Consider the following 22,312-nt stretch of genomic DNA (forward strand, 5'->3'; position numbering starts at 1 on the left):
GTTCAGCTCACTCAGGCCTGCGGACGCATGTGCGGGAACAGGATGACGTCGCGGATCGACGGCGAGTTGGTCAACAGCATCACCAGGCGGTCGATGCCGATGCCTTCACCGGCGGTCGGCGGCATGCCGTACTCCAGCGCACGAACGAAGTCGGCGTCATAGTGCATGGCTTCATCGTCACCCGCGTCCTTCTCGGCCACCTGGGCCAGGAAGCGCTCGGCCTGATCTTCGGCATCGTTGAGCTCGGAGTAGGCGTTGGCGATTTCGCGGCCACCGATGAACAGCTCGAAACGGTCGGTAACGGCCGGGTTGTCGTCGTTGCGACGGGCCAGCGGCGACACTTCGAACGGGTACTCGGTAATGAAGTGCGGCTGCTCCAGCTTGTGCTCGACCAGCTCTTCGAAAATCATCACCTGCAGCTTGCCCAGGCCTTCATGGCCCAGCACCTTGGCGCCGGCCTTCCTGGCAATCTCGCGGGCGCGGTCGACGTCCTGCAGGTCGGCGGCGGTCAGCTCCGGGTTGTACTTGAGGATCGAGTCGAACACCGACAGGCGTACGAACGGCTCGCCGAAGTGGAAGACCTTGTCGCCGTACGGTACGTCAGTGGAGCCCAATACCAGTTGCGCCAGCTCGCGGAACAGTTCCTCGGTGAGGTCCATGTTGTCGCGGTAGTCGGCGTAGGCCTGGTAGAACTCGAGCATGGTGAATTCAGGGTTGTGACGAGTCGAAACGCCTTCGTTGCGGAAGTTACGGTTGATCTCGAACACTTTCTCGAAGCCACCGACCACCAGACGCTTGAGGTACAGCTCCGGCGCGATACGCAGGAACATGGCCATGTCCAGGGCGTTGTGGTGGGTTTCGAACGGCTTGGCTGCCGCACCGCCCGGGATGGTCTGCAGCATCGGCGTTTCGACTTCAAGGAAGTCACGCTCGATGAGGAACTTGCGGATGTGCGAGATCACCTGCGAACGCACACGGAAGGTGTGGCGGGTTTCTTCGTTGACCATCAGGTCGACGTAGCGCTGGCGGTAGCGCTGCTCGGTGTCGGTCAGGCCGTGGTGCTTGTCAGGCAGCGGGCGCAGCGACTTGGTCAGCAGGCGCACGTTGGTCATTTCGACGTACAGGTCGCCCTTGCCGGAACGGGCCAGGGTGCCTTCGGCGCTGATGATGTCACCCAGGTCCCAGGTCTTGACCGCGGCCAGGGTTTCTTCCGGCAGGGTCTTGCGGTTGACGTAGACCTGAATACGGCCAGTCATGTCCTGGATAACCATGAACGAGCCACGGTTGAGCATGATGCGGCCGGCTACCTTGACCGGGATCGCGGCTGCTTCCAGCTCTTCCTTGGTCTTGTCCGCGTACTGCTTCTGCAGGTCGTTGCAGTAGCTGTCGCGACGGAAGTCGTTGGGGAAGGCATTGCCCTTGGCACGCTCGGCGGCAAGTTTTTCCTTGCGCAGGGCGATCAGGGCGTTTTCTTCCTGTTGCAGGTCTTGCGATTCGGTCTTCAGGTCGCTCATGTCGTCATTCTTTCCATCAGGTATTCGTTGCCCGTTCCGGGCAGGGCACGCGCTACCGGCGGCTGGCCAGGTAGCGCGGCATGGGGGTGCGAATTACAGGCCCTGCTTGAGGCTCGCTTCCAGGTACTGGTCAAGGTCGCCATCGAGGACCTTCTGGCAGTCGCTACGCTCGACGCCGGTACGCAAGTCCTTGATACGCGAGTCATCCAGTACGTAAGAGCGGATCTGGTGGCCCCAGCCGATGTCCGACTTGCTGTCTTCCAGCGCCTGCGAGGCGGCGTTGCGCTTCTGCATTTCCAGCTCGTACAACTTGGCCCGCAGCATTTTCATGGCGGTGTCCTTGTTGGCGTGCTGGGAACGTTCGTTCTGGCAAGCCACCACGGTGTTGGTCGGCACGTGGGTGATACGGACCGCCGAGTCGGTGGTGTTCACGTGCTGACCACCGGCACCGGAGGAGCGGTAGGTGTCGATGCGCAGGTCGGACGGGTTGATCTCGATTTCGACCTTGTCGTCGATCTCGGGCGATACGAACACCGCCGAGAACGACGTGTGGCGACGGGCACCGGAGTCGAACGGGCTCTTGCGCACCAGGCGGTGCACGCCGATTTCGGTGCGCAGCCAGCCGAAGGCGTATTCGCCCTTGATGTGCACGGTTGCACCTTTGATACCGGCCACTTCACCTTCGGAAAGCTCGATGATGGTGGCATCGAAACCACGCTTGTCGGCCCAGCGCAGGTACATGCGCAGCAGGATGTTGGCCCAGTCCTGCGCTTCGGTACCACCGGAACCGGCCTGGATGTCCAGGTAGGCGTTGTTCATGTCCATCTCGCCGCTGAACATGCGACGGAACTCAAGCTGGGCCAGGTTTTCTTCCAGGCTTTCCAGCTCGGTCACGACGTCGCCGACGGCGCCTTCGTCATTTTCTTCGACGGCCATGTCGAGCAGGTCCTGGCAGTCACCCAGGCCGTTGGACAGCTTGTCCAGGGTCTCGACGACCTGGGCCAGCATGGCACGCTCGCGGCCCAGAGCCTGGGCGTACTCAGGCTTGTTCCAGACGTTGGGGTCTTCCAGCTCGCGGTTGACTTCGATCAGGCGGTCATGCTTGTGATCGTAGTCAAAGATACCCCCGAATTGACTGGGAACGCTCGGTGAGGTCCTTGATGGTGTTCAGGATCGGTTGGATTTCCATGGGCGGGCTACTCGTGCGAATTCGGTGAAAAGCCCGCGAGTATAACCGAGTCCGCAGCATGGCGGCAGACCCGCCGGGCGGTCGTATGTCGATAGGGCAACCTGCGCTCCCACACAGGCCGCGCGTCTCCAGGAGCTCAGGCGATGCCGACTTGGTTACGCCCACCGTTCTTGGCCAGGTAAAGACCTTTATCGGCCGCCGAAATCAGCTGCCGGCAATGGCTGCCGATAGCCGGAGTCTGGGTGGCCAGGCCGATGCTCACGGTCAAGAACGTATCAGCCGTCGGCGCAGTATGGGGGATGCCAAGGCCCAGCACGGTCTGGCGCAGTTTTTCGGCCACCAGCCGCGCCCCGCCTGGCGAGGTGTTGGGCAGCACCAGGGCAAACTCTTCGCCGCCATAGCGCGCCGGCAGGTCGGTCGGCCGCGAGCACGAGCTACGGATGGCTTCGGCGACCTGGCGCAAGGCCTCGTCACCGGCCAGATGGCCAAAGCTGTCGTTGTAGACTTTGAAGTAATCCACGTCGATCATCAGCAACGACAACTGCTGCTGTTCACGCATCGCCCGGCGCCATTCCAGCTCCAGGTATTCGTCGAAGTGCCGGCGGTTGGACAGCCCGGTCAGGCCATCGGAGTTCATCAGCCGCTGCAACATCAGATTGGAATCAAGCAGCTGCTGCTGGCTGACGCGCAGGGCACGGTAGGCCTCGTCGCGCTGCAGCAGGGTCAGGTAGGAACGCGAGTGGTAGCGGATGCGGGCCACCAGTTCGATGGTGTCAGGCAGCTTGACCAGGTAATCGTTGGCCCCGGCGGCAAATGCCGCACTCTTTACCAGCGGGTCTTCCTTGGTCGACAGGACAATGATCGGGATGTCCTGGGTCACCGGGTTGTTGCGGTACTCGCGCACCAGGGTCAAGCCGTCCAGGCCAGGCATGATCAGGTCTTGAAGAATGACCGTGGGCTTGATGCGCATGGCCTGGGCCACCGCCTGGTGCGGGTCGGCACAGAAGTGGAAGTCGATGTTGTCTTCATTGGCCAAGCCACGCCGCACCGCTTCGCCGATCATGGCCTGATCGTCGACCAGCAGCACCATCGCCGAGTTTTCGTTGGTGGTCGCGAAACCTTCGATCGGTAAATCATTCATCATTGTTCACCCGATCACTACCGGCCTGGCGGCGTGATTCAATACATTTCGTCATTTTGCGAAAAATTCAGTCAAGCGCCCGGCAATGCGTTCCAGCGGGCGGATTTCCACGGCGGCATCAATAGCCGCAGCAGCCTTGGGCATGCCGTACACCGCGCTGCTGGCCTGGTCCTGGGCAATGGTCAGAAAGCCCTGCTGACGCATCAGCTTCAGGCCCTGGGCACCGTCGCGGCCCATGCCGGTGAGCAGCACGCCCACTGCATCACCATTCCAGTAACGTGCCACGCTCTCGAAGAACACATCGATCGAGGGCCGGTAGATTTCATTCACAGGTTCCGCAGTGTAGGCCAGTTGGCCATTCTGTAGCAGGCGAATGTGGTGGTTGGTACCGGCCAGGAGTACCTGCCCTGGCTGCGGCGGTTCGCCTTCACGGGCCAGGCGCACCGGCAGGCCTGCTGCGCTGCTGAGCCATTCGGCCATGCCTGCGGCAAACACCTGGTCCACATGCTGGACCAGCACGATGGCCGCCGGAAACGCTGCCGGCAAGCCCTTGAGCAATACTTCGAGTGCTGCAGGGCCACCTGCCGAAGACCCGATTGCCACCAACCCGCGGCGCTGGGAAGCCTCGCGCAGCGGCGCAGCGACCGACCTTGCGGCAGGTGCCCGCTGCTGGCCGACCAGCCAGCCGATATTGAGGATCTTGCGCAGCAAGGGCGCCGCCGCTTCGCGGGCATCGCCAGCGCCCAACGCCGGGGTGTCGACCACATCGAGGGCGCCATGGCCCATGGCCTCGAATACCCGGTGTACGTTCTGCTTACGGTCGACCGTGACGATGACAATGGCGCACGGGGTTTCGGCCATGATCCGCCGGGTTGCCTCGACACCGTCCATCACCGGCATGATCAGGTCCATGAGGATCAGGTCCGGTAACTGCTCGGTGCAACGCTGCACCGCCTCGGCACCGTTACTGGCCACCCACACGACCTGGTGTGCGGGCTCCAGGGCGACCGCCCGGCGCAACGCTTCGACGGCCAGGGGCATGTCATTGACGATGGCGATCTTCATCCCTGAGCACCTCCGATCAGTTCCACAACAGCATCCAGCAACGCATCGTCGTGGAAACTGGCCTTTGCCAAATAGTAGTCGGCGCCAGCGTCCAGGCCACGCCGTCGGTCTTCCTCACGGTCTTTATAGGACACCACCATCACCGGCAATGACTGCAGGCGCTGGTCGCGACGCACCAGGGTAACCAGCTCGATACCGTCCATGCGCGGCATGTCGATGTCGGTGATCAACAGGTCGAAGTCCTCACTGCGCAGGGCGTTCCAGCCGTCCATGCCGTCCACCGCCACCGCCACGTCGTAGCCACGGTTGCCCAGCAGCTTGCGCTGCAGCTCGCGTACGGTCAGCGAGTCGTCGACCACCAGGATGCGTTTGCGGACTACGCCACGGGCTCCGCTGCTGCCGCGCTCGATGCGCTCCAGGCTGCCCGTGCTGAGCAGTTTTTCCAACGAGCGTAGCAAGTCTTCGACATCGACGATCAGGACCACCGAGCCATCATCGAGCAAGGCGCCGGAGGAAATGTCCTGCACCTTCCCCAGGCGTGGGTCGAGTGGCATCACGACCAGCACCCGCTCCCCCACCAGCCGCTCCACGGCCACGCCATACAGCTGCTCGCGCTCACGAATCACCACTACCCGCAGGCTGGCTTCATCGCTTTGCCCAGCCGGGCGATTGAGCAATTGGCTGGCCGCCACCAGGCCAATATGCCGGCCTTCGTGCCAGAAATGCTGGCGCCCCTCGATCTGCACGATCTGTTCGGCGGTCACTTCCAGCGTGCGTTCGATATGGGCCAGCGGGAAGGCGTAAGCCTCACCGCCCACCTCGACCACCAGGCTGCGAACGACCGACAGGGTCAGCGGCACCTGAAGATGGAAGCGACAGCCCTGCCCTGCCACCTGGGTCAACTCGATCGAGCCGCGCAGCTCGCGGATCAAGTGCTGCACCGCATCCAGCCCCACGCCGCGCCCGGACACTTCGGTAACCTTGTCACGCAGGCTGAAACCGGGCAGGAACAGGAACGTCAGCAGCTCCGCCTCACTCATCCGCGCCACCGTGTCAGCGGGCGACAGGGCGCGCTCGACGATGCTGCTGCGCAGGCGCTCCAGGTCGATACCGGCGCCATCGTCGATCAGCTCCAGGCTGAGCATGCCCGCCTGGTGCGAAGCCCGCAGGCGGATCACACCCTCGTCCGGCTTGCCCGCCAGCAGGCGCCGCTCGGGCAATTCGATGCCGTGGTCGACGGCATTGCGCAACAGGTGGGTCAGCGGTGCTTCGAGCTTTTCCAGCACATCGCGGTCGACCTGGGTCTTCTCCCCTTCCACCACCAGCCGCACCGGTTTGCCCAGCGAACGGCCCAGGTCGCGGACCATGCGGCTTTGCCCGGTCAGCACGTCGGCAAACGGCCGCATCCGGCAGGCCAGGGCAGTGTCATACAACAACTGCGCACGCTGGCTGGCCTGCCAGCCGAACTCATCCAGGTCGGCCGCCTGCTGCTGCAGAATCTGCTGGGTCTCTGCCAGCAGGCGCTGGGTCTGTGCCAAGGCTTCGAGCACCTCGTTGCCCTGCCCCGTGTCTTCCAGCTGCATGCGCAAGCCGTCAAGCGCCTGCATACCCTGGCCGTGCATGCGCTTGAGGCGCTGCAGGGTAGCCAGATATGGCTTGAGCCGCTGGGTTTCCACCAGCGACTTGCTGGACAGGTCAAGCAGGCTATTGAGGCGGTCGGCGGTGACACGCAGTACCCGCTCGGTACCTTCGCCAGCGCGCTTGCCAGCCTTGCGCCGCAGGGCGGGTTCGGGCTCTGGTTCCGGTGGTTCGGCTGGCATTACCATGGGGGCAGGCGGCAGGGTTGCCAGCGGCGGCACGGATGCCGCCGGTGGCACGACAGGCCTGGCAGAGGCGCCCGGGTCGAGCAGGCTGGCCATTTGCGCAAGAAACACCGGCAAGGTCGCCTGCGCCCCGGCATCGCCGGGTGTGGCAATACGCATCAGCAGGTCGGTACCTTGCAACAGCGCGTCAATATGCTCGGCGGTCAGCCGCAGTCGGCCTTCCTGGGCCGCCACCAGGCAGTCTTCCATCACGTGGGCGACACTGACGCCAGCATCCACCCCGACAATGCGCGCAGCCCCCTTGAGCGAGTGGGCAGCGCGCATGCAGGCCTCGAGCTGGTCGGCCTGGGTAGGGTTGCGCTCCAGTGCCATCAGGCCGGCATTGAGCACTTGGGTCTGCGCCTCGGCCTCCAGGCTGAACAGTTCGAGCAACGATGCGTCGCGCATTTGCTCTGGGGTCATGACAGGCTCCGCTGCACGGCAGACAGTAAGTGTTGATCGTCCAGAACCCGCACGCTGCGGCCGCGCCACTGCAGGACTGCGGCGGTGAAGCGTGTGGCGTCCCGGCCACTGCCCAGCAACTGCGGGTCGAGCCGGTGAATACCGTCGATTTCCTCGACAGCCATCACCACCGGCCCGCCTTCGGCGGCCAGAATCAGCATACGTGGCATCGCCCGTGCGCTGCGTTGCTCGGTGGAGCTTGCCTGCACGCCCAGCAAATCAGCCAGTGACAGGCACGGCACCAACGCACCGCGTACATTGGCAACCCCGTGCAGCAGCCGCGAGCGCTGGTGCGGCAATGAATGCACCGCCTGCAACGGGGCGATTTCGGCCAGGCAGGCGGTAGCCAGCGCCAGCCACTCTTCGCCCAGACGGAACAGCAGCATCGAGCGACCGGTGTTTTCCGCGTCCGGCTGCACCGCTGCAGCCTGGTGCTCCTGCACCAGCGCATAGCGGTCGAGCAAACGCGTGGCCGCAGCGGCATACACCTCGCAATTACGGCAATGAACATGCCGCTCCAGCAGTGGGCACTGCTTGTCGCCGCGCACGCCAATGCGGTTCCAGCAGTCGTCGATGTGCGCGTCATCCTCGGCGAGCAATTGCATCGCGGATTCACTGTTCATCGTTCAGACTCCCGGCCAGCCCGCGCCGCGCGCTCCTGAAGGCGCCGAGCGCCGGCCAGGTCACCCTGGGCCGCCAGCAAGGCGGCCAGGTGCACCAGCGCCTCGGGGTGCTGTGGTTCCAGATACAGGGCCTTGCGATAGTGGCTCAGCGCCTGCTGCGCATCGCCTTCGGTATCACTGAGCAAACCCAGCCAGTAGTACACCTGTGCCGACGGCGGGTACTGGCTCAGGTAGCGCTGGCATTCGCTACGGGCCTGCTCGCTGGCGCCGGCATTGGCCAGCCGGGCAATGCCGGCCAGCAACTCGCTGGCCCCCTCGTGGCTGTGCTCGCGGGCTGGCGCTGGCCTGGCCGCCACCGGCAGCACACGCAGCGAACGAGGCAACGGCACACTGGGCTGCGGATAAACCGGTGCGGGCAACGTCGTGAACGCCCGCTTGGCAGGTTGGGCGGGTGCCGCCGCCAAGGAGGCGCTGTCGCCTTCATGACGCACATAGGCAAACGACTGGGCGATCCCCAATGGACGCATGCCCATGCGTGCCAGCAAGCTGCCTTCGGCCGGGCCGATAAACAGCACACCCTGCGGATGCAGCAAGCGCTTGAGCACTTCGAATACACGCTGTTGGGTCGGTACGTCGAAATAGATCAACAGGTTGCGACAGAACACGAAGTCATACAGGCCGTCGCGGCTGGCCAGCGCCGGGTCAAGCACATTGCCCACCCGCAGGCTGACTTGCTGGCGTACCCGCTCATGCAGGCGGTGGCCTTCGTCCAGAGCATCGAAGTAGCGCTCGCGAAAGCCCAGTTCGCTACCCCGGAACGCATTGCGCCCATATACCGCCTGCCCGGCCTTGGCTACTGAACTTGGGCTGATGTCCATTCCATCGACAAGGAATGCCCCAGGCGCCATGCCGGCGTCAAACAAGGCCATGGCCAGCGAATAGGGCTCCTCGCCGGTAGAGCACGGCAGGCTGAGCAATCGCAGCGGGCGCGCGCCAGCCAGTTGAGCCAGCCGTTTATGGGCCAGGCTGGCCAGCGCAGTGAAGGATTCGGGGTAACGGAAAAACCAGGTTTCCGGGACGATCACCGCTTCGATCAGCGCCTGTTGCTCATCTGCCGACTGCTGCAGGCGCAGCCAGTAATCGTCCAGGTCCATCGCGCCCGCAGCCACGCAACGTTGGCGCAGCGCGCGTTCGACCATGGGCGCGCCCACCGACTCCACGTCCAGGCCAATACGCTCGCGCAAGAAGCGGAAGAAACGCTGTTCGTTCATGTAGGCATCCCTGTCGGGTCTTGCGTGTACAGCAATGCGTGCACGGTGTCGGGCAGCAGGTCATTGACTTCGATGCGCTGCAGCAGGCCTTGGGCATCCTGGCGCACCGGGCCCAGATAAGGCGCCTCACCGGTGTCCACCCCATAGGACTGGAACTCGTCCGGTTGGCAACGCAGGGTTTCGGTGGCCTGCTCCAGGATCAGGCCAAGCTGCAGGCCGCCTCGGTAGTGCACCAGCACCAGACGGGTGCTGGTGCGTTGCACCGCCGGCTGGCCAAAGCTCAGGGCGGCAAGGTCGATTACCGGTACCAGCTGGCCACGATGGGCGAGGATGCCCGCGACCCAGGCAGGTGCCTGGGCGATCGGCTTGAGCGGCTGACGCGGCAGCACTTCGATCACCTCGTGCACGCTCAGGGCAAAACGCTGCGCTCTGATGCGAAACTGCAGGTACAACGCCCCCTCGGTGTTCGCCGCCCGCGCGGTGCGCAGTTGCAAGTCGTTCATCGCGGTCAGACTTTGAAGCGCGACACGCCGCCACGCAGGCCCGCGGCCACCTGGCTCAGCTCGTCGATGGCATAGCTGGCCTGGCGCAGCGACTCGACAGTCTGGGTGCTGGCATCGCTGAGCTGGGCCAGCGCCTGGTTGATCTGCTCGGCACCGGTGGCCTGGGCCTGCATACCTTCGTTGACCATCAATACGCGCGGCGCCAAGGCCTGCACCTGGTGAATGATCTGGCTCAGTTGCTCGCCCACCTGCTGCACCTCGAACATGCCGCGGCGCACTTCTTCGGAGAACTTGTCCATCCCCATGACACCGGCCGACACTGCCGACTGGATCTCGCGCACCATTTGCTCGATGTCGTAGGTGGCCACGGCGGTCTGGTCGGCCAGGCGGCGCACTTCGGTAGCGACCACGGCAAAGCCGCGGCCATATTCACCGGCCTTTTCCGCTTCGATGGCGGCGTTGAGCGACAGCAGATTGGTCTGGTCGGCAACCTTGACGATGGTTACCACCATCTGGGTGATGTTGCTGGCTTTCTCGTTGAGGATACCGAGCTTGGCATTGACCAGGTCGGCAGCGCCCATCACCTGGTGCATGGTCTCTTCCATGCGTGCCAGGCCCTGCTGCCCGGAGCCTGCCAGACTGGATGCCTGATCAGCAGCCGTCGTCACTTCGGTCATGGTGCGCACCAGGTCCCGCGAAGTCGCGGCGATTTCCCGCGAGGTGGCGCCGATTTCAGTGGTAGTGGCGGCCGTCTCGGTGGCGGTGGCCTGCTGCTGCTTGGAGGTGGCGGCAATTTCGGTGACCGAAGTGGTCACCTGCACCGACGAGCGTTGGGCCTGGGCCACCAGGTTGGCCAGTGCCTCGGCCATTTCGTTGAAGCCGCTTTCGATGGCACCGAATTCGTCCTTGCGATCCAGGCTCAGGCGCATGCTCAGGTCACCGGAACGCAGCTTGTCGAGGGCATGCACGATACGCTGCATGGGCGCTGTGATAGCACGCAGCAGCAGCAGGCCGCAGATGCCGGCAGCAACGATTGCCAGCAACAGTGAGACCACCATGCTGCCCTTGGCCGTGTTGACCGCGTTGACGATATCGTCGGTGGCGGCATTGGCAGAGGCACGATTATTCTCGATCACTTCATTCAGGTGCTCGCGCCCATCCTTCCAGGCCGGGGTGAGGACTTCGTTGATCAGCCGTTGGGCCTCGTCGTAGTTGCGCTGACCGTAGGCATCCAGCACCTGGTTGACGATCTTGAGGTAGCTTTCTTCCAGTTGCACGAAGCTGTCAAATCGGGTTTGGTCGTCTTTGTCCTGGATGGTGGCCTGGTAGCTGGCCATGTATTGCTTCAGCCGGTTATCGAAGCTTCTGAACAGTTCCAGGTCGGCCGATGTGATTTCACGATGGTTGGACAGGCCCACCAGTTGCTGGCTGGTGACGTAGCTGTCGACCCAGGCGCTGCGGATCATCGAGCTGTAGTAGACGCCGGGAATGCTGTCGGTCCCCACTGCCTCTTCGGCGGTTTCGATAGTCACCAACCGCGAGTAGGCGGCCACGATCATCAGCAGCATGATGGCGATGATCACGGCGAAACTTGCCAGGATCCGTTGGCGCAAGGTCCAGTTCTTCACATTCAGCCCTCAGGAATTCACAACGAGCGGGAAAAATCGCCGAAGTATAGCCCAGAGGTCTTACGGTATTGATGTGATTGTCGTCAGGAATTTTGCGCCTGTGAGACCGAGCGCCGCGCGGGCCGCGCTCGGTCTCACAGGCGCTCAATAGGCCGTGGCAAGCACCGCCACTACGCTGCAGCCAACCGCACCTGGCTTTCCAGTTCCTGGCGCAAGCCCGGGTCCAGCCGCAGCTGGCGGGCCAGCTCGTCCAGGTAGGCACGCTCCATGAAGTTTTCCTGATCGACCATCATCACGCTGGCCAGGTACATCTCGGCAGCCATCTCCGGCGTTTGCGCAGCGCGGGCCACTTCGGCCGGGTCCAGCGGCTTGTTCAGCTCGGCATGCAGCCAGTGCTGCAATTCGCGATCGCTGTCCAGGCGCGTGAATTCGCCCTCGATCAGCGCCCGCTCGCGCTCGTCGATATGCCCATCGGACTTGGCCGCCGCCACCAGGGCGCGCAGTACCGCCTGGCTGTGCTGCTCGGCCTGGGCCGGCGGCAGGCGGTCGATGGTTTGAGGCTCGGCTACGGCCCCCCGCTGGTTTGCCTGCCAGTTGCCGTAAGCTTTATAGGCCAGTACCCCCAGCGCGGCGAGGCCGCCGTATGTCAGAGCCTTGCCACCGTATTTGCGGGCCTTCTTGCTACCCAGCAACAGGCCCAGAGCGCCCCCACCCAGCAGGCCGCCCCCTGCCCCGGACAACAACCCGCCCAACCCGCCCGAAGGGCTGCCAGGCTTGGTGGCGCCCCCCTGCTTTTCGAGCAGTTGCTGGCCGGATTTGAGGAGTTGATCGAGCAAGCCACGGGTGTTCATTCGCGTGTCTCCACGTAAGAAGATTCAAACGCCAGAGTAAGGCTTGACGGAGCACACGCCATGCAGGGATTTGCTTCAGGATGTTGCGTTAGCGGGCAAAAAGCCAACTAGACTCGATATCGCCAATACCTCGCACTCACGCACTACGCTTATAACGATTGTTTCACTGCTTGCCTCATGACTGCCCGAACAAGATCGCCAAGAAGAGGGAACACCATGTCAGTGCACAAGACCGCATTGCTCGGCGCCACCACCTGCGCCATGCTGGCCGGCGCCAGCCTGCAGGCCGCCGAAGCGCCCAAGGCCCTGGGGGCCGGCGAGGGGCGCCTGGACATCGTCGCCTGGCCCGGCTACATCGAACGCGGTGAAAGCGACAAGGCCTACGACTGGGTGACCGGTTTCGAAAAGGAAACCGGCTGCAAGGTCAGCGTGAAAACGGCCGCCACCTCGGACGAGATGGTCAGTCTGATGACCAAGGGCGGCTATGACCTGGTCACCGCCTCGGGCGATGCATCGCTGCGGCTGATTGCAGGCAAGCGCGTACAGCCGATCAACACCGCCTTGATCCCCAACTGGAAGAGCATCGACCCGCGCCTGCAGAACGGTAGCTGGTATGTGGTCGACAAGCAGGTGTACGGCACGCCGTACCAGTGGGGGCCAAACGTGCTGCTGTACAACACCGACACCTTCAAGCAGGCGCCCACCAGCTGGAGCGTGGTGTTCGAGCCGCAGAACCTGCCCGACGGCAAGCCGAACAAGGGCCGCGTGCAAGCCTATGACGGGCCGATCTACATCGCCGATGCAGCGCTGTACCTGAAGTCGGCCAGGCCCGAACTGGGCATCAAGGACCCGTACGAACTGAACGAGGCACAATACAAGGCTGTGCTGGAACTGCTGCGCCAGCAGCAACCGCTGATCCACCGCTATTGGCATGACGCCACGGTCCAGATGAGCGACGTGAAAAACGAAGGCGTGGTTGCCTCCAGCTCCTGGGGCTACATGGTCAATGGCCTCAAGGCCGAGAACCAGCCAGTGGCCTCGACCATCCCCAAGGAGGGCGCGACCGGCTGGGCCGACACCACCATGCTGCACGCCGAGGCCAAGCACCCCAATTGCGCCTACAAGTGGATGGACTGGTCGTTGCAACCTAAGGTGCAAGGCGATGTGGCGGCCTGGTTCGGCTCGTTGCCGGCTGTGCCGGCGGCGTGCACCGGCAGCGAGCTGCTGGGGGCCGAGGGCTGCAAGACCAACGGCTTCGACAACTTCGACAAGATTGCCTTCTGGAAAACACCGCAGGCCCAAGGGGGCAAGTTCGTGCCTTACAGCCGCTGGACCCAGGACTACATTGCGATCATGGGTGGTCGCTGAGGTTGCCTGAATGCCTGTACCGGCCTTTTCCCGGGCAAGCCCGCTCCCCCAGGTTCTTCACCGCCTGCAAGGGTGGCGCGCCCTGTAGGAGCGGGTTCACCCGCGAAGAGGCCGGCACAGGAGAACCCTTGTTGTCCGGAGTCCACGCATGCCCCTAGCCGTCCAGTTCACCCAGGTTTCCCGCACCTTCGGCGAGGTCAAGGCCGTCGACCAGGTCAGCATCGACATCATCGATGGCGAGTTCTTTTCCATGCTCGGCCCTTCCGGCTCGGGCAAGACCACCTGCCTGCGCCTGATCGCAGGCTTCGAGCAACCCTCCAGCGGTTCGATCCGCATCCAAGGGGTCGAGGCCGCTGGCCTGCCGCCCTACCAACGTGACGTCAACACCGTGTTCCAGGACTATGCGCTGTTCCCGCACATGAACGTGCTGGACAACATCGCCTATGGCCTGAAAGTAAAAGGCGTGGGCAAGGCCGAACGCCACAGCCGCGCCGAAGAAGCCCTGGCCATGGTAGCCCTGGCCGGCTATGGCGCGCGCAAGCCGGCACAGCTGTCTGGCGGCCAGCGTCAGCGCGTGGCCCTGGCCCGGGCGTTGGTCAACCGGCCGCGGGTGCTGCTGCTGGATGAGCCACTGGGCGCGCTGGACCTGAAATTGCGCGAACAGATGCAAGGCGAGCTGAAAAAGCTGCAACGCCAACTGGGCATCACCTTCATCTTCGTCACCCACGACCAGACCGAAGCACTGTCGATGTCTGACCGGGTCGCGGTGTTCAACCGCGGCCGTATCGAACAGGTCGACACCCCGCGCAACCTGTACATGAAGCCCAGCACAACCTTCGTCGCTGAATTCGTCGGCACGTCCAACGTGGTGCGGGGCGAGCTGGCCATGCAGCTCAACGGCAGCCCGGCGCCCTTCTCCATCCGTCCCGAGCACATTCGCCTGGGCGACCCGGTAGTGACCAGCCATGAGGTACAGGTCAGCGGCGTGCTGCACGATGTCCAGTACCAAGGCAGCGCCACCCGCTACGAACTGCAGCTGGACAACGGTCAACTGCTGGCAGTAAGCCAGGCCAATGACCGCTGGCAGAAGCAGGTGCAGGCCTGGCAGCCCGGGCAACGCCTGCAGGCGCACTGGCCCCGCGAGGCCATGACGGTGCTGCAGGAAACCGAGGGCCGCTGACATGAGCACACTGCGCGCCCTGTCCAACCTGCTGTACCGGCGCCCCAACCTGTACCTGGCACTGCTGTTGATCCCGCCACTGACCTGGTTCGGCGCGATTTACCTGGGCTCGCTGCTGAACCTGCTGTGGCAGGGCTTCTATACCTTCGACGACTTCACCATGGCGGTGACCCCGGACCTGACCCTGGGCAACTTCGCCGCGCTGTTCAACCCGTCGAACTTCGACATCATCCTGCGCACCCTGGGCATGGCGGTGGCAGTGTCGCTGGCCAGCGCGGTACTGGCCTTCCCCATCGCCTATTACATGGCGCGCTACACCAGCGGCAAGACCAAGGCGTTTTTCTACATCGCGGTGATGATGCCGATGTGGGCCAGCTACATCGTCAAGACCTATGCCTGGACCCTGCTGCTGGCCAAGGGCGGCGTGGCCCAGTGGTTCGTCCAGCAGTTGCACCTGGATGGCCTGCTGCAGGCGGTGCTGGCCGTGCCGGGCGTGGGCGGCAGCACGCTGTCGACTTCGCACCTGGGGCGCTTCCTGGTGTTCGTGTATATCTGGCTGCCGTTCATGATCCTGCCGATCCAGGCCTCGCTGGAGCGCTTGCCACCGTCGCTGCTGCAGGCGTCGGCGGACCTGGGCGCCCGGCCAGGGCAAACCTTCGTGCAGGTGATCCTGCCGCTGTCGATCCCCGGCATCGCCGCCGGCTCGATCTTCACCTTCTCGCTCACCCTGGGCGACTTCATCGTGCCGCAGCTGGTCGGCCCGCCCGGCTACTTCATTGGCAGCATGGTCTATGCCCAGCAAGGGGCGATCGGCAACATGCCGATGGCCGCCGCGTTCACCTTGGTGCCCATCGTGCTGATCGCGGTATACCTGGCCATCGTCAAACGCCTGGGGGCTTTCGATGCACTCTGAAAAAGCGTCTGCAGGGCTGCGCCTGGCGGCCTGGGGCGGGTTGCTGTTCCTGCACTTCCCGATCCTGATCATCTTCCTGTACGCCTTCAACACCGAAGACGCGGCGTTCAGCTTTCCGCCCAAGGGCTTTACCCTGAAGTGGATCGACGTGGCCTTCGCCCGGCCCGATGTGCTCGAGGCAATCAAGCTGTCGCTGCAGGTGGCTTGCCTGGCCACCTTGATCGCACTGGTGCTCGGTACGCTGGCCTCGGCGGCGCTCTATCGGCGCAGCTTCTTCGGCAAGGAGAGCATTTCGCTGGTGCTGATCCTGCCCATCGCCCTGCCAGGCATCATCACCGGCATCGCCCTGCTCTCGGCGTTCAAGACGCTGGGGATAGAGCCCGGGGTGTTCACCATCGTAGTCGGCCACGCCACGTTCTGCGTGGTGATCGTCTACAACAATGTGATCGCCCGCCTGCGGCGTACCTCGCAAAGCCTGATCGAAGCCTCGATGGACCTTGGCGCCGACGGTTGGCAGACCTTCCGCTACATCGTCCTGCCCAACCTCGGCTCGGCGCTGCTGGCGGGCGGCATGCTGGCCTTTGCCTTGTCGTTCGATGAAATCATCGTCACCACGTTCACCGCCGGCCACGAGCGCACCCTGCCGATCTGGCTGCTCAACCAGCTCAGCCGCCCGCGCGACGTGCCCGTGACCAACGTTGTCGCCATGCTGGTGATGCTGGTGACCATGCTGCCGATTCTTGGCGCCTATTACCTGACCCGTGGCGGCGACAGCGTCGCGGGCGGTGGCAAATGACCCTGGAGGAGCCCCCGATGCAAACGCAGATGCTGATCAATGGCCAGCTGGTCGCTGGCCAAGGCCCGGCCTGGACCGTGCTCAACCCGGCGCTGGGCATTGCCCTGGCGCAGATCAACGAAGCCACCGAGGCGCAGGTGGACAGTGCCGTGCGCGCTGCCGACCAGGCCTTCGACAGCTGGTCGCAAACCAGCCCTAAAGAACGTTCGCAGGCTTTGCTGGCGCTGGCCGATGCCATCGAAGCCCATGGCGATGAACTGGCCCGGCTGGAATCACAGAACTGCGGCAAGCCCCTGAGCGCTGCACTCAACGACGAGATCCCGGCGATTGCCGATGTGTTCCGTTACTTTGCCGGTGCTGCGCGCTGCCTGGGCGGCTCGGCGGCTGGCGAGTACCTGCCGGGCCACACCTCGATGATCCGCCGCGACCCGTTGGGCGTGGTGGCTTCCATCGCGCCGTGGAACTACCCGCTGATGATGCTGGCCTGGAAGATCGCACCGGCCCTGGCTGCCGGCAACACCGTGGTGATAAAGCCGTCCGAGCTGACGCCGCTGACGGCCCTGCGCCTGGGCGAACTGGCCCAGGACCTGCTACCACCCGGGGTGCTGAACATTCTCTTCGGCCGCGGCCAGACGGTCGGCAACCCGTTGATAACCCACCCCAAGGTGCGCATGGTGTCGCTGACCGGCTCGATCCCCACCGGCGCGCACATCATCAGCGCCACCGCCGACAGCGTGAAACGCATGCACATGGAGCTGGGCGGCAAGGCGCCGGTGCTGGTGTTCGATGACGCTGACATCGATGCCGCCATCGACGGCATCCGCACCTTCGGCTTCTACAACGCTGGCCAGGACTGCACCGCAGCCTGCCGCCTGTATGTGCAGGACGGGATCTACGAGCGCTTCGTCGAACGCCTGGGTAAAGCCGTAGCCAGCCTCAAGCCGGGCCTGCAGGAATCCGAAGAAACCGAGCTGGGGCCACTGATCAGCGCCCAGCACCGCGACAAGGTCGCCGGGTTGGTTCAGCGGGCCATCGCCCAGCCGCACATTCGTCTGGTAACCGGTGGCAAGCCAATAGCGGGCGATGGCTTTTTCTTCGAGCCTACCGTGCTGGCCGACGCCCTGCAGGACGACGAGATCGTGCGCAACGAAGTTTTTGGCCCGGTGGTTTCGGTCACCCGCTTCACCGATGAAGCGCAGGCACTGGAATGGGCCAACGACTCCAACTACGGCCTGGCCTCATCGGTATGGACCCGCGACACCGGCCGCGCCCACCGCCTGGCGGCGCGCTTGCAGTACGGCTGCACCTGGGTGAACACCCACTTCATGCTGGTCAGCGAAATGCCCCATGGCGGGCAGAAGCATTCGGGGTATGGCAAGGACATGTCGATGTATGGGCTGGAGGACTACACCTGTGTGCGGCATGTGATGATCAAGCACTAAGTGCTCGCGTTGACCGAGGGGCTTGAATGCCCCTCGGCCAACGTCTCAGAATTTTCCTTCAACCGTGATCTACTCCCTCCTACTGCACGTTCATTGAGCTCTCTTGACTGGTATCATAATCTGATACCATGAATAATCATCAGCAGGCCACACTTGAAGCATTACTTAAAAGGCCGGTTCCCAGAACACTGGAGTGGGCGCGGGTGGAGTCTCTGCTGGTATCGCTGGGTGCCAGGGTCGTAGAAGGAAGAGGATCACGGGTTCGCTTTGAACTCAATGGAGCAGTGGCAACCTTCCACCGCCCTCATCCGGACAGGCACGCCAAGCCCTATCAACCAAGAGACGCCCGCCAGTTCATTGAGCAGGCAGGAGTATTACCATGAATGTAATGACTTACCGCGGATACGCCGCTCGTATCGAATACAGCGACGAAGACCAGTTGTTGATCGGCCATGTCGCCGGTATTCGCGACGTGATAGGTTTTCATGGCGAATCGATCAGTGAGTTGCGCCAGGCATTTGAAGAAGCCGTTGACGATTATCTTGAGACTTGCGAACGCCTTGGGCGGGAACCGCAGAAAACGTATTCCGGCAAGCTCAGCCTACGCCTTGAGCCTACCCTTCACGCCAGTGTGGCGGCCAAGGCGGAGCTGGCCGAAAAAAGCATCAACCAATGGGTAAGCGATATTCTCAGCAAGGCTGCCTATAGCTGAACCCAGGGCCGCTTTGCGGCCCTTTCGCGAAACACGGCCACTCCTGCAAGGGCCGCGCAAGGCATGGGTCAGTCGCGCAAATCCGACTCGTGAATCGGGTTGGCGCGGCTGGTCGCACGCTGGTATTGCGCAGGCCAGGTGGCCTTGTTGCCGCCCAGGTCGTCATCGGCATGCAGTGGCCAGTACGGGTCGCGCAACAGTTCGCGGGCGAGGAAGATGATATCGGCCTGGCCGGTGCGCAGGATGTGCTCGGCCTGGGCCGGTTCGGTGATCATGCCCACGGTGCCGGTGGCGATTTCCGATTCCTTGCGCACGCGCTCGGCAAAGCGGGTCTGGTAGCCGGGGCCGGTGGGGATCTCGGCGTTGACCGAGGTGCCACCAGAAGAAACATCGATCAGATCCACGCCCAAACTCCGCAGGCGGCGTGCCAGTTCGACGGTTTCATCCGGGTTCCAGCCATCCTCTACCCAATCGGTAGCCGATACCCGCACGAACAGCGGCAATTCGGCAGGCCAGGTTTTGCGCACGGCCTCGACCACCTCCAGGGTCAGGCGGATACGGTTTTCGAAGCAACTGCCATATTGATCACGGCGCTGGTTGCTCAGCGGTGACAGGAACTGGTGCAGCAGGTAGCCATGGGCAGCATGGATTTCCACCACCTTGAATCCAGCCTTCAAGGCGCGCTCGGTCGAGGCGACGAAGGCGGCGATCACCTCCTGGATCTCGTCCTGGCTCAACTCGCGTGGAGGTGTGTGCTGCGGATCGAAGGCGATCCTCGACGGCCCCACCGGCTGCCAGCCGCCCTCCTCCAGTTTGACGCTGCCTTGTTTGCCAAGCCACGGGCGGTAGGTACTGGCTTTGCGCCCGGCGTGAGCCAGCTGGATGCCAGGCACGGCCCCCTGGGCACTGATGAAGCGGGTGATGCGCTGCAACGGCGCGATCTGGGCGTCGTCCCAAAGGCCCAGGTCTTCGGCTGTGATACGGCCATCGGCGGTCACCGCTACGGCTTCAGTGATTACCAGGCCGGCGCCACCGACGGCGCGGCTGCCTAAATGGACGAGATGCCAGTCGTTGGCCAAGCCATCGACGGCGGAATACTGGCACATTGGTGACACGGCGATGCGGTTGGGCAAGGTCAGCTGACGCAGGGTGTAAGGCTCGAGCAGCAGGCTCATGAGGGCACCTCCCAAGGACTCCAATGGTGATCCGGCCCGGACACTCAAGTGCACGTCCCTGGCCCAGGTCCGGTCATAACTTCAGACTAGACCAGAATGGGTGGGGGGGAGGTTCCATGGGATTTTGGGTGGGGTGTGGTTTTTTTGTCTTGAGAGTATGTCGCCTTTGCTGGTTGCTGGCATTCAGCGTCCGGGCGTGGAATCCCGATCAATTACCGAGTAACTGTCGTCATGGCCGTTGTGCGCGGAAGGTCACAAGCCTACCGGGTTAACTCGTAGCCTGGATTCCACACCGCGTACAGCTGCCACCCTTCGTGTGGAATCGGAGAAGCAGTCAATCAGTAAGCCTACGAGTTATTGATATGAAAATGACAGTCCCTGATCTCCCCCTCATTTCGATTAGAACTTTCATTCGTTGTCACTCGAAATGATTCAGGAGAAGGATCAATGAGCACAGTCGACACCCAATTCACCGTCGGCAAAACCACTTTCTTCCAAGGTAAAAACCAGACCCACCCACTGTTTCGCATCGAAGCAGGCATTCCGTGCCGAGACGCCCGTGACCAGGCATCCGAATTGATGGGTTATGTGCGCGAACTGACCATCCTCGGCCTGATGGATGAGAAACCCATGATGATCTGGGCTGCCCACTACCGCAGTGCGATGGCCAAGGCGTTGATGGATGATGCCGAGTTAGGCTCTGTATGAAATGCCTTGATACTCGGTAATGCTGCGTTGAAAACAGCCTCGGTATGCTCATTTACGGCCCATAAACTGCGCTTCTTCGGCTGTTTTCGCCTTGCCTGACTTTCGTCTCAAGGCATTTCATACAACCCCTAGGTATGTCGCGTTGAGGTTGGCGCCACTGTTACTCGGCTAAGGGCAGTAATTACTCCATACATGAATGGGTCACCTCCCCCATGTACACCTTCTTGCCCCGACGCACCGGGGCAACGGAAGATTTCCCACAGCCAATTGCCTCAAGAGCCACATCAGCTTCGGAAAATCTTCTCAATCAGTAACCCCCATATCTTATCGAACCCACTACACCAAGCGACTAATGTCTCCTAGCGCCAACCACCACTATCTGGCTAACAGCCTTTAAGGCATTGTACAAAACTTGAGACATAGCCAATGCAAAGACAATTCGCTCCAAGTGACATTAGCATTCTAGACAATGCCATTACACTTGATGAACAAGCCAAACTTAACAACGCGTTCTCACACCCCCTATGGCGATATGACTGGCCAGTAAATTCTACGCCCTTCGCTCGCCCCTGCTGGCATTTTTTCATTGCAGGGAGCAAGCGTGAATCACTGGAATGTTGTGAGCAAGAACTGGTCGCAAACGAGCGCTGGGGATTCCTCATCAACATCTGGAAGCGTCTATGTGCTGGACACATGAAAAACTCCAGACTGATCGGCGTGTATGCAAACGGCCAGACCGCTGGGCAGGACAGCCCAATTCACCGAGACAACCTGCCAAGCGAGCCAGGGCATACCGCAGTCCTTTTCTGTAACGACTACTGGGCAACGACATGGGGAGGTGAGCTTTTATTCTGCAATGACGCCAAGACTGACGTTATCGCTGCGGCACTACCCAAACCAAGGCGTATCGCAATCTTCGACGGTGAAATTCCACACCGAGCTAACTCACCAACCATAGACTGCGACCGTCTGCGCCTCACTATTGCGTTCAAGACAATAAACAAGGATTTCAAAATATGACTAAACGGGTCGAAATATTTGTGGCCATGGTTGATAGGGTTGGAAAACCTGGATTCCAAGCAGGCGCGGCTGCTGCGGTGCATGACCAGTTCACCACTGACAGTCAAGGCTTTTCGCTAGTTGTGCAGACTGCGCAGACCGCCAGTGCCATTGCCTCCGTGCTGTCTGTTACGCAAATGACTGCGGGAGCAGTGCCGTTTTTGAATATCGTTACCAATACTCTCGCGGGTACGGTGACATTTTTGAAAATCGTTGCTGAATCCAAGGAAGGAAAAGAGCCAAAAGAAGGTGATTACATCAGTTTAGTAGGCAACGTAGCTGGTGTGGTGGCGGGGTTTGCACTCCTGGCGGCGGCCCCTTATACCGCTGGTGTATTCACTGCTGTCGCGCTGGGCGCCAGCTTACTAGGCACATATAATTCAGAATTAGCTAAAAATATCGCAACGGCCATAGCGCCAATTATGAACAGCTTAAAAACACACGACATATCCAGCGAAGCACCAAAGCCTATATTAGCCCCAAACTTATCAATTACCAATCCAGAGACTATAAATAATCACTTCGGCGGATTAATCCAGGTAGTCACATGGCACCCCGATACGTTGGAGATCCAGCTAGGCACAAGAAGATTAGAGCTATTTCAAGTGAACAACTGGGGGCAACCAGTTATTTATGGCGGTGTGAACCCACCCATTCAGCCGCCGCCATCTACTAGTGACGGCGCTACGATCACCGTGGGAATTGACAGCATTAATGGACAACCGCCCGCAGGTCCTCGTCCATCAATCACCACCGTCATAGGTGGCGGCCAGGACAAGTACGCTTGTTGCTCTGCCCCACAGCAAGACAAATATCGTTAGAAGGCTTCATTCCTAGGAGGGATTTGCTG

Annotated in this window: 21 protein-coding genes; 10 read left to right on the forward strand and 11 right to left on the reverse strand. The window is 62.1% G+C overall.

The genetic code is table 11. The features are described 5' to 3' along the window. Positions 1-11 precede the first annotated feature (11 nt). The 10 genes from lysS to AC3RCM_RS22015 all read right to left on the reverse strand — a co-directional run bounded on the left by lysS (position 12) and on the right by AC3RCM_RS22015 (position 12,109). The gene (lysS, locus tag AC3RCM_RS21970; RefSeq protein ID WP_010952588.1) at positions 12-1,514 is read right to left on the reverse strand and encodes a lysine--tRNA ligase; all 1,503 of its coding nucleotides are present in this window, start codon (positions 1,512-1,514) and stop codon (positions 12-14) included. 93 nt (positions 1,515-1,607) lie between these two features. Beyond that, positions 1,608-2,703 (reverse strand): peptide chain release factor 2 gene (gene prfB / locus AC3RCM_RS21975; RefSeq protein ID WP_061405587.1). Its coding sequence is split into 2 segments (ribosomal slippage): positions 1,608-2,630 and positions 2,632-2,703, totalling 1,095 coding nucleotides; the frame shifts between segments, so codons are not numbered across the junction. A 136-nt stretch (positions 2,704-2,839) separates the two neighbouring features. Then, positions 2,840-3,844: a Wsp signal transduction system regulator diguanylate cyclase WspR gene (gene wspR, locus AC3RCM_RS21980; RefSeq protein ID WP_029615556.1), complete on the reverse strand. Its 1,005-nt coding sequence runs from the start codon at positions 3,842-3,844 to the stop codon at positions 2,840-2,842. A gap of 51 nt (positions 3,845-3,895) precedes the next feature. After that, positions 3,896-4,909 (reverse strand): Wsp signal transduction system protein-glutamate methylesterase WspF, encoded by a 1,014-nt coding sequence (wspF, locus tag AC3RCM_RS21985; RefSeq protein ID WP_010952586.1) that lies wholly within the window; start codon positions 4,907-4,909, stop codon positions 3,896-3,898. Beyond that, complete coding sequence (locus AC3RCM_RS21990; RefSeq protein WP_104887125.1) at positions 4,906-7,194, reverse strand: hybrid sensor histidine kinase/response regulator; 2,289 nt, start codon at positions 7,192-7,194, stop codon at positions 4,906-4,908. Before AC3RCM_RS21990 ends, wspF begins: the two co-directional genes overlap by 4 nt. After that, positions 7,191-7,856 carry a chemotaxis protein CheW gene (locus AC3RCM_RS21995; RefSeq protein WP_064491443.1) on the reverse strand — a complete coding sequence of 222 codons (666 nt, stop codon included), beginning with the start codon at positions 7,854-7,856 and terminating at the stop codon, positions 7,191-7,193. Before AC3RCM_RS21995 ends, AC3RCM_RS21990 begins: the two co-directional genes overlap by 4 nt. Then, positions 7,853-9,127, reverse strand: coding sequence for a CheR family methyltransferase (locus AC3RCM_RS22000; RefSeq protein WP_104887124.1), 1,275 nt, complete (start codon positions 9,125-9,127; stop codon positions 7,853-7,855). Before AC3RCM_RS22000 ends, AC3RCM_RS21995 begins: the two co-directional genes overlap by 4 nt. Then, complete coding sequence (locus tag AC3RCM_RS22005; protein ID WP_492629138.1) at positions 9,124-9,630, reverse strand: chemotaxis protein CheW; 507 nt, start codon at positions 9,628-9,630, stop codon at positions 9,124-9,126. Before AC3RCM_RS22005 ends, AC3RCM_RS22000 begins: the two co-directional genes overlap by 4 nt. A 5-nt stretch (positions 9,631-9,635) precedes the next feature. Further along, entirely contained in the window at positions 9,636-11,258 is a 1,623-nt protein-coding gene (locus AC3RCM_RS22010; protein ID WP_064491444.1) for a methyl-accepting chemotaxis protein, read from the reverse strand. 170 nt (positions 11,259-11,428) lie between these two features. Next, positions 11,429-12,109, reverse strand: a complete 681-nt coding sequence (locus AC3RCM_RS22015; RefSeq protein WP_104887123.1) for a tellurite resistance TerB family protein — start codon at positions 12,107-12,109, stop codon at positions 11,429-11,431. A 216-nt stretch (positions 12,110-12,325) separates the two neighbouring features. On the opposite strand from AC3RCM_RS22015, the gene ydcS reads away from it, so the two are divergent. The 7 genes from ydcS to AC3RCM_RS22050 all read left to right on the forward strand — a co-directional run bounded on the left by ydcS (position 12,326) and on the right by AC3RCM_RS22050 (position 18,520). Beyond that, positions 12,326-13,477, forward strand: a complete 1,152-nt coding sequence (gene ydcS / locus AC3RCM_RS22020) for a putative ABC transporter substrate-binding protein YdcS (RefSeq protein ID WP_274144948.1) — start codon at positions 12,326-12,328, stop codon at positions 13,475-13,477. A 148-nt stretch (positions 13,478-13,625) separates the two neighbouring features. Further along, positions 13,626-14,657 carry an ABC transporter ATP-binding protein gene (locus tag AC3RCM_RS22025; RefSeq protein WP_064490848.1) on the forward strand — a complete coding sequence of 344 codons (1,032 nt, stop codon included), beginning with the start codon at positions 13,626-13,628 and terminating at the stop codon, positions 14,655-14,657. Between the two features lies 1 nt (position 14,658). Continuing rightward, positions 14,659-15,570, forward strand: coding sequence for an ABC transporter permease (locus AC3RCM_RS22030; RefSeq protein ID WP_003252181.1), 912 nt, complete (start codon positions 14,659-14,661; stop codon positions 15,568-15,570). Then, entirely contained in the window at positions 15,560-16,366 is an 807-nt protein-coding gene (locus tag AC3RCM_RS22035; protein ID WP_003252179.1) for an ABC transporter permease, read from the forward strand. The genes AC3RCM_RS22030 and AC3RCM_RS22035 overlap by 11 nt, the downstream gene beginning before the upstream one ends. A 17-nt stretch (positions 16,367-16,383) precedes the next feature. Further along, on the forward strand, positions 16,384-17,808 hold the full coding sequence (locus tag AC3RCM_RS22040) for a gamma-aminobutyraldehyde dehydrogenase (RefSeq protein WP_064490847.1): 1,425 nt from the start codon (positions 16,384-16,386) through the stop codon (positions 17,806-17,808). Between the two features lie 128 nt (positions 17,809-17,936). After that, complete coding sequence (locus AC3RCM_RS22045) at positions 17,937-18,191, forward strand: type II toxin-antitoxin system HicA family toxin (RefSeq protein ID WP_081273133.1); 255 nt, start codon at positions 17,937-17,939, stop codon at positions 18,189-18,191. Continuing rightward, positions 18,188-18,520, forward strand: coding sequence for a type II toxin-antitoxin system HicB family antitoxin (locus AC3RCM_RS22050; RefSeq protein WP_003252175.1), 333 nt, complete (start codon positions 18,188-18,190; stop codon positions 18,518-18,520). The genes AC3RCM_RS22045 and AC3RCM_RS22050 overlap by 4 nt, the downstream gene beginning before the upstream one ends. 68 nt (positions 18,521-18,588) lie before the next feature. Here AC3RCM_RS22050 and AC3RCM_RS22055 read toward each other — a convergent pair whose 3' ends face one another. After that, positions 18,589-19,695: an NADH:flavin oxidoreductase/NADH oxidase gene (locus AC3RCM_RS22055; RefSeq protein ID WP_492629139.1), complete on the reverse strand. Its 1,107-nt coding sequence runs from the start codon at positions 19,693-19,695 to the stop codon at positions 18,589-18,591. Positions 19,696-20,142: 447 nt separating this feature from the next. On the opposite strand from AC3RCM_RS22055, the gene AC3RCM_RS22060 reads away from it, so the two are divergent. The 3 genes from AC3RCM_RS22060 to AC3RCM_RS22070 all read left to right on the forward strand — a co-directional run bounded on the left by AC3RCM_RS22060 (position 20,143) and on the right by AC3RCM_RS22070 (position 22,283). Continuing rightward, the gene (locus tag AC3RCM_RS22060) at positions 20,143-20,403 is read left to right on the forward strand and encodes a DUF3077 domain-containing protein (RefSeq protein WP_064490845.1); all 261 of its coding nucleotides are present in this window, start codon (positions 20,143-20,145) and stop codon (positions 20,401-20,403) included. 426 nt (positions 20,404-20,829) lie between these two features. Then, entirely contained in the window at positions 20,830-21,423 is a 594-nt protein-coding gene (locus AC3RCM_RS22065) for a 2OG-Fe(II) oxygenase (RefSeq protein ID WP_019436544.1), read from the forward strand. Beyond that, the gene (locus AC3RCM_RS22070) at positions 21,420-22,283 is read left to right on the forward strand and encodes a hypothetical protein (RefSeq protein WP_492629140.1); all 864 of its coding nucleotides are present in this window, start codon (positions 21,420-21,422) and stop codon (positions 22,281-22,283) included. The genes AC3RCM_RS22065 and AC3RCM_RS22070 overlap by 4 nt, the downstream gene beginning before the upstream one ends. The last annotated feature ends 29 nt before the right edge of the window (positions 22,284-22,312 follow it).

The organism is Pseudomonas sp. GW823-FHT05G12 (assembly GCF_058795575.1).

What these genes read in the sequence shown, in the direction of transcription:
- lysS (WP_010952588.1), bottom strand. Translation starts at nt 1,514, where the DNA reads ATGAGCGACCTGAAGACCGAATCGCAAGACCTGCAACAGGAAGAAAAC.
- wspR (WP_029615556.1), bottom strand. Translation starts at nt 3,844, where the DNA reads ATGAATGATTTACCGATCGAAGGTTTCGCGACCACCAACGAAAACTCG.
- wspF (WP_010952586.1), bottom strand. Translation starts at nt 4,909, where the DNA reads ATGAAGATCGCCATCGTCAATGACATGCCCCTGGCCGTCGAAGCGTTG.
- AC3RCM_RS21990 (WP_104887125.1), bottom strand. Translation starts at nt 7,194, where the DNA reads ATGACCCCAGAGCAAATGCGCGACGCATCGTTGCTCGAACTGTTCAGC.
- AC3RCM_RS21995 (WP_064491443.1), bottom strand. Translation starts at nt 7,856, where the DNA reads ATGAACAGTGAATCCGCGATGCAATTGCTCGCCGAGGATGACGCGCAC.
- AC3RCM_RS22000 (WP_104887124.1), bottom strand. Translation starts at nt 9,127, where the DNA reads ATGAACGAACAGCGTTTCTTCCGCTTCTTGCGCGAGCGTATTGGCCTG.
- AC3RCM_RS22005 (WP_492629138.1), bottom strand. Translation starts at nt 9,630, where the DNA reads ATGAACGACTTGCAACTGCGCACCGCGCGGGCGGCGAACACCGAGGGG.
- AC3RCM_RS22015 (WP_104887123.1), bottom strand. Translation starts at nt 12,109, where the DNA reads ATGAACACCCGTGGCTTGCTCGATCAACTCCTCAAATCCGGCCAGCAA.
- ydcS (WP_274144948.1), top strand. Translation starts at nt 12,326, where the DNA reads ATGTCAGTGCACAAGACCGCATTGCTCGGCGCCACCACCTGCGCCATG.
- AC3RCM_RS22025 (WP_064490848.1), top strand. Translation starts at nt 13,626, where the DNA reads ATGCCCCTAGCCGTCCAGTTCACCCAGGTTTCCCGCACCTTCGGCGAG.
- AC3RCM_RS22030 (WP_003252181.1), top strand. Translation starts at nt 14,659, where the DNA reads ATGAGCACACTGCGCGCCCTGTCCAACCTGCTGTACCGGCGCCCCAAC.
- AC3RCM_RS22035 (WP_003252179.1), top strand. Translation starts at nt 15,560, where the DNA reads ATGCACTCTGAAAAAGCGTCTGCAGGGCTGCGCCTGGCGGCCTGGGGC.
- AC3RCM_RS22040 (WP_064490847.1), top strand. Translation starts at nt 16,384, where the DNA reads ATGCAAACGCAGATGCTGATCAATGGCCAGCTGGTCGCTGGCCAAGGC.
- AC3RCM_RS22045 (WP_081273133.1), top strand. Translation starts at nt 17,937, where the DNA reads ATGAATAATCATCAGCAGGCCACACTTGAAGCATTACTTAAAAGGCCG.
- AC3RCM_RS22050 (WP_003252175.1), top strand. Translation starts at nt 18,188, where the DNA reads ATGAATGTAATGACTTACCGCGGATACGCCGCTCGTATCGAATACAGC.
- AC3RCM_RS22055 (WP_492629139.1), bottom strand. Translation starts at nt 19,695, where the DNA reads ATGAGCCTGCTGCTCGAGCCTTACACCCTGCGTCAGCTGACCTTGCCC.
- AC3RCM_RS22060 (WP_064490845.1), top strand. Translation starts at nt 20,143, where the DNA reads ATGAGCACAGTCGACACCCAATTCACCGTCGGCAAAACCACTTTCTTC.
- AC3RCM_RS22065 (WP_019436544.1), top strand. Translation starts at nt 20,830, where the DNA reads ATGCAAAGACAATTCGCTCCAAGTGACATTAGCATTCTAGACAATGCC.
- AC3RCM_RS22070 (WP_492629140.1), top strand. Translation starts at nt 21,420, where the DNA reads ATGACTAAACGGGTCGAAATATTTGTGGCCATGGTTGATAGGGTTGGA.